This window comes from Pseudonocardia sp. (genome assembly GCF_025965585.1).
Classification (GTDB): Bacteria; Actinomycetota; Actinomycetes; order Mycobacteriales; family Pseudonocardiaceae; genus Pseudonocardia.
In genome coordinates this window covers 1-10,035 of record NZ_JAOPWR010000136.1, presented here as the reverse complement: position 1 = coordinate 10,035, position 10,035 = coordinate 1, and the positions used below count along the sequence as shown (strand labels likewise).

General features: G+C 71.3%; 11 protein-coding genes and 2 pseudogenes. 6 read left to right on the top strand and 7 right to left on the bottom strand.

The genetic code is table 11. The features are described from left to right. The 6 genes and pseudogenes from JWR81_RS08570 to JWR81_RS08550 all read right to left on the bottom strand — a co-directional run. On the bottom strand, positions 1 to 268 hold a 268-nt coding region (locus JWR81_RS08570), incomplete at its 3' end, for an SPFH domain-containing protein (protein WP_297649202.1). Next, positions 265 to 558 (bottom strand): BON domain-containing protein, encoded by a 294-nt coding sequence (locus JWR81_RS08565; protein WP_297649200.1) that lies wholly within the window; start codon positions 556 to 558, stop codon positions 265 to 267. The genes JWR81_RS08565 and JWR81_RS08570, both read right to left, overlap by 4 nt. A 75-nt stretch (positions 559 to 633) precedes the next feature. Continuing rightward, on the bottom strand, positions 634 to 1,056 hold the full coding sequence (locus JWR81_RS08560) for a BON domain-containing protein (RefSeq protein WP_297649198.1): 423 nt from the start codon (positions 1,054 to 1,056) through the stop codon (positions 634 to 636). Between the two features lie 27 nt (positions 1,057 to 1,083). Further along, a pseudogene (locus JWR81_RS34290) lies at positions 1,084 to 1,356 on the bottom strand (BON domain-containing protein); the annotation flags it as partial. Positions 1,357 to 1,371: 15 nt separating this feature from the next. Continuing rightward, on the bottom strand, positions 1,372 to 2,652 hold the full coding sequence (locus JWR81_RS08555; RefSeq protein WP_297649196.1) for a hemolysin family protein: 1,281 nt from the start codon (positions 2,650 to 2,652) through the stop codon (positions 1,372 to 1,374). Further along, a complete protein-coding gene (locus JWR81_RS08550) occupies positions 2,649 to 3,398 on the bottom strand; it encodes a sigma 54 modulation/S30EA ribosomal C-terminal domain-containing protein (RefSeq protein WP_297649194.1) in 750 nt (249 codons plus the stop codon). The genes JWR81_RS08555 and JWR81_RS08550 overlap by 4 nt, the downstream gene beginning before the upstream one ends. 107 nt (positions 3,399 to 3,505) lie before the next feature. On the opposite strand from JWR81_RS08550, the gene JWR81_RS08545 reads away from it, so the two are divergent. From JWR81_RS08545 to JWR81_RS08530, 4 genes are read left to right on the top strand one after another with little or no spacing between them, the layout of a single operon-like run. Beyond that, positions 3,506 to 4,009 carry a PspC domain-containing protein gene (locus JWR81_RS08545; RefSeq protein WP_297649192.1) on the top strand — a complete coding sequence of 168 codons (504 nt, stop codon included), beginning with the start codon at positions 3,506 to 3,508 and terminating at the stop codon, positions 4,007 to 4,009. Then, positions 4,006 to 6,693: a pyruvate, phosphate dikinase gene (ppdK, locus tag JWR81_RS08540; RefSeq protein ID WP_297649190.1), complete on the top strand. Its 2,688-nt coding sequence runs from the start codon at positions 4,006 to 4,008 to the stop codon at positions 6,691 to 6,693. The genes JWR81_RS08545 and ppdK overlap by 4 nt, the downstream gene beginning before the upstream one ends. A 2-nt stretch (positions 6,694 to 6,695) precedes the next feature. Then, on the top strand, positions 6,696 to 7,070 hold the full coding sequence (locus JWR81_RS08535) for a hypothetical protein (RefSeq protein ID WP_297649188.1): 375 nt from the start codon (positions 6,696 to 6,698) through the stop codon (positions 7,068 to 7,070). After that, positions 7,063 to 7,542 carry a tyrosine-type recombinase/integrase gene (locus JWR81_RS08530; RefSeq protein WP_297649205.1) on the top strand — a complete coding sequence of 160 codons (480 nt, stop codon included), beginning with the start codon at positions 7,063 to 7,065 and terminating at the stop codon, positions 7,540 to 7,542. Before JWR81_RS08535 ends, JWR81_RS08530 begins: the two co-directional genes overlap by 8 nt. A gap of 538 nt (positions 7,543 to 8,080) precedes the next feature. On the opposite strand, the gene JWR81_RS08525 is transcribed toward JWR81_RS08530, so the two are convergent. Further along, positions 8,081 to 8,398 carry an SDR family NAD(P)-dependent oxidoreductase gene (locus JWR81_RS08525; RefSeq protein ID WP_297649186.1) on the bottom strand — a complete coding sequence of 106 codons (318 nt, stop codon included), beginning with the start codon at positions 8,396 to 8,398 and terminating at the stop codon, positions 8,081 to 8,083. A gap of 114 nt (positions 8,399 to 8,512) precedes the next feature. Here JWR81_RS08525 and JWR81_RS08520 point away from each other — a divergent pair, with 114 nt between their 5' ends. Both JWR81_RS08520 and JWR81_RS08515 read left to right on the top strand, forming a co-directional pair. Continuing rightward, on the top strand, positions 8,513 to 9,259 hold the full coding sequence (locus JWR81_RS08520) for an alpha/beta hydrolase (protein WP_297649183.1): 747 nt from the start codon (positions 8,513 to 8,515) through the stop codon (positions 9,257 to 9,259). A 111-nt stretch (positions 9,260 to 9,370) separates the two neighbouring features. Further along, a pseudogene (locus JWR81_RS08515) lies at positions 9,371 to 9,607 on the top strand (IS701 family transposase); the annotation flags it as partial. Positions 9,608 to 10,035: the final 428 nt, after the last annotated feature.

Genomic DNA, 10,035 nt, shown 5'->3' with positions numbered 1-10,035 from the left:
ACGCGACCGCGGAGACATCCACGCTGACGTTGTCGCGGGTGATGATCCCCTGCGACTGGATCGGCATCGTCACGATCCGCAGCGACACCCGGTGCAGGACATCGACGATCGGGATGATCAGCCGCAGGCCGGGCTCACGGGCGCCCAGCACCCGACCGAACCGGAACAACACCCCCTGCTCGTACTGCTTGATGATCCGCACCGCCAGCCCCAGGACCACCAGAACGACGACCACGGCGACGACGACCACGGTGAGCGTGGTGCTCATGATGCTGCTCCTCGGACGGGGACGTGCGGTGTGGAGCGGCCGACGACCAGCTCGTCGTGCAGGGTCCAGACGCCCGGCAACGTCCAGCAGGTCAGCTCGACCTCCTTGCGCAGCGCCTGGGTGGCGACGGTGCCGGTGAGGGTCAGCAGACCCTCGGGGCCCGCCGTGGCCGTGATGCGGTGGCCGTGCAGGCGGGTGTTGCGACCGAGCGCCACCCCGACCGCCGTCTCGATGTCCAGCGCCTCGCGGCGCGGATCACGCCCCGCGTCGGGGTCGTAGCGTTCGCTCATGATCCGACAGTGCGCGTGGGGAGCCCGGATGAGGCAGGGCACAAGGACCCGCGAAGTGGCGACGGAGTGCCCCGGTCAGCCGGCGATCCGCAGCTCGTTCTCGACCACGGCCACACCGGGCGCCGACCAGCACGCGTCCTCCACCGCGCGGCGCTCGGCCCACGTCAGCACCGTGCCCGTGAGGGTCACGAGCCCGCCCTCGACGTCCACGTCCACCCGCGAGGCCTCGACACCCGCGTGCCGGACCAGCGCAGCCCGGATCGCCGGCCCGATCCCTGCGGGTTCGATCTCCGGGCGCACCTCGATCAGGTTGCTGACCGACGCGACGCCCGGCAGGTACTGGACGGCGTGCGTCGCGGCCTGGCGCTGGTACTGCCACGCGACGGCGCCCGACAGGGTTACGACGCGGTTGTGGACGGCGACCTTCACGGCGTCCGGGACGTCGACGGACCGCTGCAGGGCGAGACCCGTCTCGCGGGCGATGTCGGTGTCGGTCACGGCGTCCCAGCTCCCCCGCACGGTGATCTCCTGCGCGATGCCGACGACCCCGCGGATCCGTTGCGCCGCAAGGCCCGCACGGAGCCGTTCCGGATAGGAGTCGACCTGCCCCGACAGCGTGACGGCGCCGTCGGCGACCGCGACGTCAAGGGGCCGGTGCCCGTGCCGGGCGCCCAGGCCAGCTCCTCGATCACCGCGGTCCGGATCTCGTCGTCGGTGCGGGGAGGGAGCGTGGATCCGGTCATGCCCACACTCTGGACCGGCCCGGTAGCCGACGCACAGGGCCCAACGGCATGGCACCCCGGGCCGTGAGCACTACGTCGCGTCGGGTGCGACCCGCACCAGCGCAGCGCGGTGACCGTCGGTCTCGAGCACCGTGAACCGACACCCGAGCGCGACGACGCTGTCCCCGATCCGCGGCGTGTGGCCCATCCTGGTCACGACGAATCCGGCCAGCGTGTCGTAGTGGCCGGCGGGCAGCGTGATGCCGGTCCGGGCCCGGACGTCCTCACGGTGCAGCAGCCCGTCGAGCTCCACCGCCCCGTCCACGTCGGGAAGGGCCGTGTCCCCGTCCGTCCCGATCTCGCCGATCATCTCCTCCACGAGGTCCTTGAGGGTCACGATGCCGGCGGTCCCGCCGTACTCGTCGACCACCACCGAGAGGCGCCCGTGGCGGCGCATCCGGGACAGTGCCTCGATCAGCGGCAGCGTGTCCGGGATCGCGAGCGCCGTGCCGGCCATCGCCGCGACCGTCGCCGGCGCGGTGTCACCGAGCCGACGACGGCGGGCGGCACCGAGCACGTCGCGCGCGTGCACGACACCCACGACGTCGTCGGGTGATCGACCGGCAACCGGGTAGCGGGAGTGCGGGTGGGCGACGACGAACGCGGCGGCCTCCTCGGTCGTCATCGCCCCCTCCAGGAAGTCGATCTCCGTGCGCGGGACCATCACCTCGGCGACCAGCCGGTCGGTGGCCGTGAACACGTCCGCCAGCACCCTGCGCTCCTCCGCGGTCAGGTCGGGCTGCGATCCGACGAGCTCACGGAGCTCCTCTTCGCTCACTCCCCCAGCCCGCGCATGCGGGTCCATGCCCAGCAGCCCGACGACAGCATCGGCCGAGGCCATGAGCAGCCAGATCACCGGCCGCAGGACCCGGCCGACGCGATCAAGGACGGGCGCGGCGAACAACGCCACCGCAGCGGGCCGCGCCATCGCCCACCGTTTCGGCGCCAGCTCACCGAACACCAGCGACACGTACGACACCGCGAGCGTCACCGACACCAGACCGGCCGGCGCCGCGACGCCGTCGGGCACACCCCAGCCGCGCAGGACCCCGGCCAGGTCCACCGCGAGGGTCGCACCCCCGTACCCGGCCGCGAAGAATCCCGCCGACGTCACCCCGATCTGTGCCACGGACAGGAACCGGCTGGGGTCACTGCGGAGCCGGGCGATCGCCTCGCCCTTCGGGCCCTGCTCGGCGAGCCTGCGGACCTGACCGTCCCGCAACGAGACCAGAGCCATCTCCGTCGCAGAGAAGTACCCACCGACCAGCACGAACACGAGGATCAGGAACGTGCTCAGCAGCCAGTAACTCACCTGGCGGCGGGGTCGATCAGCCCGTAGTCGCCGTCGTCGCGGTGGTAGAGCACGGTGGCCCGCTCGTGGTCGGCGTCGACGTAGAACAGGAATGGCAGGCCCGTGACGCGCAGACGTTCGACCGCCTCCGCCGTGTCCAGCAGCGGTGGACGCTGCGGGCTGACCGTGACCACGACGCTGTGGGAGCCCTCGACGTCGGGGCCTCCACTGGCCCGGCTCAGCCGTAACCCGGTGGGGCCGTCGCGGTACACCAGGGCGTCCTGCCCGGTCAGCGTCTCGACGAACAGGTGGAAGTTCAGCCCCAGGTCGTCCATCTCGACGACGGCCTCGTCCACCGGGAGCGGGACCGGACTGTTCGTCGCGTGCCGGACGATCTCCGGCTCGCCGGCACCCGGGGCCTCACCGTCGTCGTGCCCCCGACGGGGCCGATGGCCGCGCGGCAGCCGCTCGAGCCGGTGGCGCAGGCGTTCGACGAGCAGGTCGACGGCGGCACGCGGGGTCGCCGCCGCCGAGTGGACCAGCAACGGCCGGCCGCCGAGGTCGACGTTCCCGTGCGCGGTGACGCCCTCGCTGCGGGACGGATCACCGTGTCGCACCACGCGCACATGCACCCACAGCACCGGACGCGAGGTGCGGACGAGCGCGGCGGCCACCTTCTCCCGGACGTAGTCGGGAAGGTCGTCGGCGATCCCGCCCTGCATGTCGACGACGATCTCCGGTCCCACCTGTACCTCGGCTGGCTTCACGCCCCGACCCTCGCAGCCGCCGCCCGTACCCGGCAGGGCCCTCCGGCCCGAACCGGCCGACCTTCGCCCCTGGCCGCTCGCGGCGCACCCGCAGCAGCATCGACGGCATGTCCGAGAACCCGAACGCCGACACACCGTCCGGCCTGCGACGCAGTCGGGCGGACCAGGTCCTCGGCGGCGTCTGCGCCGGGATCGCGATCCGCCTCGGGGTGGACCCGATCCTCGTCCGCATCGCCGCAGTGGCCGCCGCCCTCGTCTCCGGCGGGGTCGCCGTGGTGGCCTACCTGCTCGCGTGGATCGTCCTCCCGCAGGCCGACGACGGCCCGCACGGCGTCCTTCCACCGGTCGGCCCCGGACACGCCCGCCAGGCCTGGACCGCGGCCGGGGGTGACCTGCGGTCCCTCGCCACGTCGCTGCAGGGGCCGCCGTCCGAGGCCGAACGCCGAGAGCGCTCCCGGGCCGCAGCGATCGACGCCGCGCTCACGTCGCTGGGCGACCGGCTCCGCGACCCGGAGGTGCGCGAGGGTGCCCGCCGGGCCGCCACCGGGGTGTCGACCGCGGTCGGCGCCAGCGTCGACGAGCTCGCCGCCCGGGCCCGCAGCACCCGATGAAGTACGTCTACGCGTTCTCCGAGGGGAACAAGGACCTCAAGGACCTGCTCGGCGGCAAGGGCGCGAACCTCGCCGAGATGACGAACATGGGGCTCCCGGTGCCCCCCGGGTTCGTCATCACCACCGAGGCCTGCCGGACCTACCTGCGCACAGGCGTCGAGCCGCCCGAGCTCGGCCCGGAGATCGACAAGCACCTCGCCGCACTGGAGGCCGCGACGGGCCGGCGGCTCGGGCAGGCCGACGACCCGCTGCTGGTCGCGGTGCGCTCCGGCGGCGCGTCGTCGATGCCGGGGATGATGGAGACCGTTCTGGACGTCGGGCTCACCGACTCCTCCGTACTCGGTCTGGCCCGGGTCACCGGCGACGACCGCTTCGCCTGGGACTCCTACCGCCGCCTGATCCACATGTTCGCCACGACCGTCCTCGGCATCGACGGTGCGCACTTCGACACCGTGTTCGACGAGCGGAAACACCTCCGCGGCACCGCGTCGGACGTCGGACTCGACACCCGCGACCTGCAGGCCGTCGTGGCGGCGTTCCAGGACGTCGTGCGCGAGCACACCGGCCATGATTTCCCCCAGGACCCCCACGAGCAGCTGACGATGGCCGTCCGCGCGGTGTTCGCGTCCTGGAACTCGCCGCGCGCCGCCACCTACCGCCACCGCGAGCACATCCCCGCCGACCTGGGCACCGCGGTCAGCGTCGTCGCGATGGTGTTCGGCAACCTCGGCGCCGGATCCGGGTCCGGCGTGGCGTTCACCCGCGACCCGGCCACCGGAGAGAAGGGCGTCTACGGCGACTACCTCGAGAACGCCCAGGGCGAGGACGTCGTGGCCGGCATACGCAACACGCTGCCGCTCACCGAGCTCGAACACCTCGATCCCCGCTCCTACCACCGGCTGCGCGAGATCATGGCGACGCTGGAGCACCACTACCGCGACCTGTGCGACGTCGAGTTCACGATCGAGCGCGGCACGCTCTGGATGCTGCAGACCCGGGTCGGCAAGCGCACCGCGGCGGCCGCGTTCGTGATCGCCTGCCAGCTGCTGGACGAGGGCCTGATCGACGCCGACGAGGCCCTGCGCCGCGTCACCGGCGATCAGCTGGCCCAGCTGATGTTCCCGCGCTTCGACTCCGCGGCCGCGGCGAAGGTCCTGACGGTGGGGATGAACGCCTCCCCCGGCGCCGCAACCGGCGCGGTGGTCTTCGACAGCCCGACGGCGGTGGCCCGCGCGTCCGCCGGCGAGCGCGTGATCCTCGTGCGGAACGAGACCACCCCCGACGACCTCGACGGCATGATCGCCGCGCAGGGGGTGCTGACCAGCCGGGGCGGGCGCACCAGCCACGCGGCGGTCGTCGCCCGCGGGATGGGCACGACGTGCGTGTGTGGCGCCGAGGAGCTCGACATCGACGTGGCCGGCCGCCGGCTGACGGGCCCCGGCGGTGTCGTGGTGGCCGAGGGCGAGCTGATCTCCATCGACGGCGGCACCGGTGAGGTCTTCCTCGGCGAGGTCCCCGTCGTGCGCTCCCCCGTCGTCGACTACTTCGAGGGGGCCCTGGACCCGGGCTCGCCGCAGGCCGGCGAGCTGGTCCGCTCGGTGCACCGGCTCATGACCCACGCCGATGCCCGCAGGCGCCTGGAGGTACGGGCCAACGCCGACACGGCCGAGAACGCGGGCCGCGCCCGCCGGTTCGGGGCCAAGGGAATCGGCCTGGCGCGCACCGAGCACATGTTCCTCGGGGACCGTCGCGAGCACGTCGAACGCCTCGTGCTCGCCGACACCGACGCCGGGCGCGACGCGGCGTTGGCCGTGCTGCTGCCGTTGCAGCGCAACGACTTCGTCGAGCTGTTCTCCGCCATGGACGGGCTGCCGGTCACGATCCGCCTGCTCGACCCGCCGCTGCACGAGTTCCTTCCTGACCTCACGACGCTCGCCGTACGGGTGGCGCTCGCGCAGGAACGCGGGACCCCGGTCGAACGCGACGTGGCCCTGCTCGGCGCGGTGCGCCGGCTCCACGAGGAGAATCCGATGCTCGGGTTGCGTGGCGTCCGCCTGGGCATCGCCGTCCCGGGGCTGTTCGGCATGCAGGTCCGCGCGATCGCCCAGGCCGCCGCGACCGCGACCCGTGCGGGGATCGACGTCCGCCCGGAGATCATGATCCCGCTGGTCGGCGCCGCGGCGGAGCTGCATGACGTGGCCGCGGAGATCACCGCCGTCCTCGATGAGGAGGCCGCCGCGACCGGTATCCGGCTCGACGCCCCGCTCGGCACGATGATCGAGCTGCCGCGCGCCGCGCTGACCGCCGGATCGATCGCCGAGACGGCCCGGTTCTTCTCCTTCGGCACCAACGACCTCACCCAGACCACGTGGGGCTTCTCCCGCGACGACGTCGAGGGCTCGTTCTTCTCCCGCTACCTCGACCACGGCATCTTCGCGGCGTCACCCTTCGAGACCCTCGACGTCGAGGGCGTCGGGCGGCTGATCGCGCTCGCGGCCACCGAAGGCCGTGCGGTGCGGCCGGACCTGCAGCTGGGGGTCTGCGGCGAGCACGGCGGGGACCCGGACTCCGTCCACTTCTTCCACCGCGCCGGCCTGGACTACGTCTCGTGCTCGCCGTTCCGGGTGCCCGTCGCCCGCCTCGAGGCCGGTCGGGCCGCCCTCTCCGGACCAGTAGGGCCGTAGACGTGGGAATCGCCATCTTCCTGATGGCTGTGGCCGCCGAAGTCGCCTTCGCGGCGTTCTGCATCAGAACGGGATCCCGCCAGTCGCGATTCAGGAACATCGGGCGGATCGGCGCGCTCGCGGGCTTTCTCCTGCTGCTCGTCCTGCAGCTCGTCACATGGGGCCCGAGCTACTACCTTCTCGGTGCCCTCCTCCTCGCTCTCGCCGTCAGGGGCGCGGTGCAGCTCGTCCGCGGGAGGGACGGAACAACGCCGATCACAGGCAGGCGCGTGGCGGTGACCGCGCTGGGTACGGCGCCAGACCACCCCATCACCCGGCGGGCTCGTCGACAAGGGCACCAAGGGCAAACGGGCACGAGTCGTCCCACTCATCGCTGATGTCCGAGACCTCGTCCAGCACAGGATCGACGCCGTTCAGGGCCGGGAAGACGCGCGACTGTCGACCGGACCCCGTGGCGGCCGCATCACCACCGCGGTCCTCCGCGACGCGACCCACTGGGACGAGGTCGTGAGCTCACTCGGCCTCGAGCACCTCCGGCGCCACGCCCTGCGCCACACCGGACTGACCTGGATGGCCGATGCCGGCGTCCCCGTGCACGTCCTGCGCGTCATCGCCGGCCACGGATCGCTCACCACGACCCAGCGCTACCTGCACCCCACCCGACACAGCATCACCGATGCCGGTGACGCACTCACCGCGCACCTGCGAGCCCCGCGGTCCCCGAACGGTCCCCATGCCCGGTCAGCAGGAACAAGGGACCACACAGGTTTCAGCAGCTCAAAAGCACGATGGGCGGTCCCCCCGTCGAAGGGAACCGCCCCTCACGGCCGTCGGGACGACAGGATTTGAACCTGCGACCCCTTGACCCCCAGGCTCGGCCCGAACGTCTGTCACCGTCTGCCCACGTCGCTGACCTGGCGCGGAAGACCTCACAAGACCGACCACCGTCCGTCCGCGGTCGGCGTCGTTGCTGTCAGGTATCGCTGTCAGTGATGATCCACTCGGAAACGTCTCGCCGGCCCGACGACGACGCAGGGGTCGGCCTTGCGCACGGCCCACAGCGCCGCCTCGAGGTGGGCTCCCGTGTGACGCCGACGTGACGATCGCGGCGTCAGCGCCCTGGACGTTGTTCAGCTCGCGGCCGATCGCCGTGCCGCGCATGCCCCTGTCTCCAGACCGCCTCCTGGTCCGTCGCACATCCCCTTACCCGTTCCGCGCGGCCAGAACGTCCACCGTTCCGATCAGACCGGCCACCATATAGCAGCGCCACAGCGGAGCCAACACAATCCTGACCAGCGCACCCACACCGGGGCGGGGCTTGAACTCGTAGGTCCAACGAATCACGGTGCCGTCACTGAAGTGACCCCCATCAGCCGGACACCTCCGTCTAAAGGTCGCAAGCGGGTAGCGCTCGCCATTGCGGTTGAGCACCCGCGGCCGGACCGCCGTGCACGATGACCGCGACACGCAATGGGCCCAGCTCCGATGCTGCGGCCACTGCAGCGCCGACCGACTCCTCGTTCGTCACGTCCGTGAGGACGAACCGTGCGGCATCCCCGAGGTAGTCCGCCAGCGCCTTGCCGCGGTCCTCCGCGAGGCCCGCAATCACGACCTTGGACCCGGCACCCACCAGCCGGCGCACCATCGCCTCGCCGAACCCGCCTGCACCGCCGGTCACGATCGAGGACGCACCTTCGATCTTCATCGATCTTTCCTTGTTTGACGACAACTCGACAGCCCTGTACAGTACCCTCTATTAGGTTCGCTGACGCCTGCACCGCCATCCGCGGCCGCGAACGGTATGTGAACCGTATACTGATTGACGGCACGCGGTCGACGAGGAGACGCGATGACGACCTTTGCCCTGCTACACGGTGGTGCCCACGGACCGTGGCAGTGGGACCTGCTGGCTCCGCTGTTGCACGAGTTGGGGCACGCCGTGGTGACCCCGGACCTGCCGATGGACGACCCTGAGAAGGGCTCTGCGGAGTGGGCCCGGGTGACGGTCGAGGCGCTGGATGCGGTCGGGACGAACGAGGACGTTGTCGTCCTCGGCCATTCGCTCGCCGGCCTGGCGGTACCGGTCGTCGCGGCCGCTCGCCCGGTGCGCCACATGGTGTTTCTCTGCGCCCAGGTCCCGATGCCCGGGCAGTCCTACGGTGACTACGTTGCGACTCAGCCCGGCGCCATCACGCTGCCGGTCGGCCAGAACGAGAGGGACGAGCTCGGTCGGACGGTCGTGACCTGGCCGATCGCCCGGAAGTACTTTTATGCGGCGTGCACCGAGAAGGACGCCCGCCGCTACCACGCTCTGTTGCGCCCGATCGCCGCTACGGCATTCGTCGAGCCCTGCCCGATCGCAGCTTGGCCGAACGCCACCAGCAGCTACATCCTGGCCACCGACGACCTGGCGGTCGGCCCGGAGTGGTCACGGCGGGTCTGTGAGGAACGTCTGGGCATCACCCCGATCGAGTTGGCAGGTACCCACTCACCGTTCCTCGACCACCCAGCCGAGCTGGCGGCTACTTTGGTCCGCATCGCTCGCCAGACGCGAGCAATCGCTTGATCTGCGTCGCCTGAATAGGCGCAGCGAGCCACAGCCGTCCGGTCTAGGGCAAGGCCAAGCTCAAACGACCTCGTAGTCGTCGGGGTCGAACTTGGCCAGCAGCTCGTGGTGCTGGCGTTTTACCGTTGCGCCGCACCCGCGGTTACGCCACTACGGGAACTGGTCCGGGTCGCAGCCGCGCGCTGGGCGATCGAGGAGTGCTTCCAGGCGGCGAAGAACGAGGCCGGGCTCGACCACTACCAGGTCCGTTCCTGGCAGGCCTGGCACGCTCACATCACCCTCGCGATGCTCGCCGCCGCCTGCCTACCTCGCCGTCACCCGAGCTGCCGAACACGACCGCGAGGCTGAAAAGGGGGATCCACTGCAGGTCGCCATCGGCTGATCCCGCTGTCGGCCAACGATCCGCCGACTCCTCGCCGCTCTCGGGTTCAACCCGCTGGCCTGCGTCGACCAGGTCATGCACTGGTCGCAGCGCGCGGGCGTGGTGCCGCATGCGGGTTCGCGACTGCTTGCGGATGTCTCCTACCGGACGACGCTGGCCGCGGAGTTGGGCGAGGCTCTAGTGTGGTGAGTCAGTAGTTGGCCTGTAGTTGTCTAGGCTGGGGCGATGCCAGGTCCTACTGCTGCTGCTGTGGAACTGACCGATGAGGAGCGCACCCAGTTGCTGTCGTGGACGCGCCGATCGACGAGTGCGAACGCGGTGGCGACGCGGTCGCGGATCGTGCTGGCCGCGGCGGAGGGCCTGGGTAACACGGCGGTCGCGGCGAAGGTCGGGG

Coding starts and splice junctions, on each gene's coding strand:
- ppdK (WP_297649190.1), top strand. CDS start 4,006: ATGAAGTACGTCTACGCGTTCTCCGAGGGGAACAAGGACCTCAAGGAC.
- JWR81_RS08525 (WP_297649186.1), bottom strand. CDS start 8,398: ATGAAGATCGAAGGTGCGTCCTCGATCGTGACCGGCGGTGCAGGCGGG.
- JWR81_RS08565 (WP_297649200.1), bottom strand. CDS start 558: ATGAGCGAACGCTACGACCCCGACGCGGGGCGTGATCCGCGCCGCGAG.
- JWR81_RS08545 (WP_297649192.1), top strand. CDS start 3,506: ATGTCCGAGAACCCGAACGCCGACACACCGTCCGGCCTGCGACGCAGT.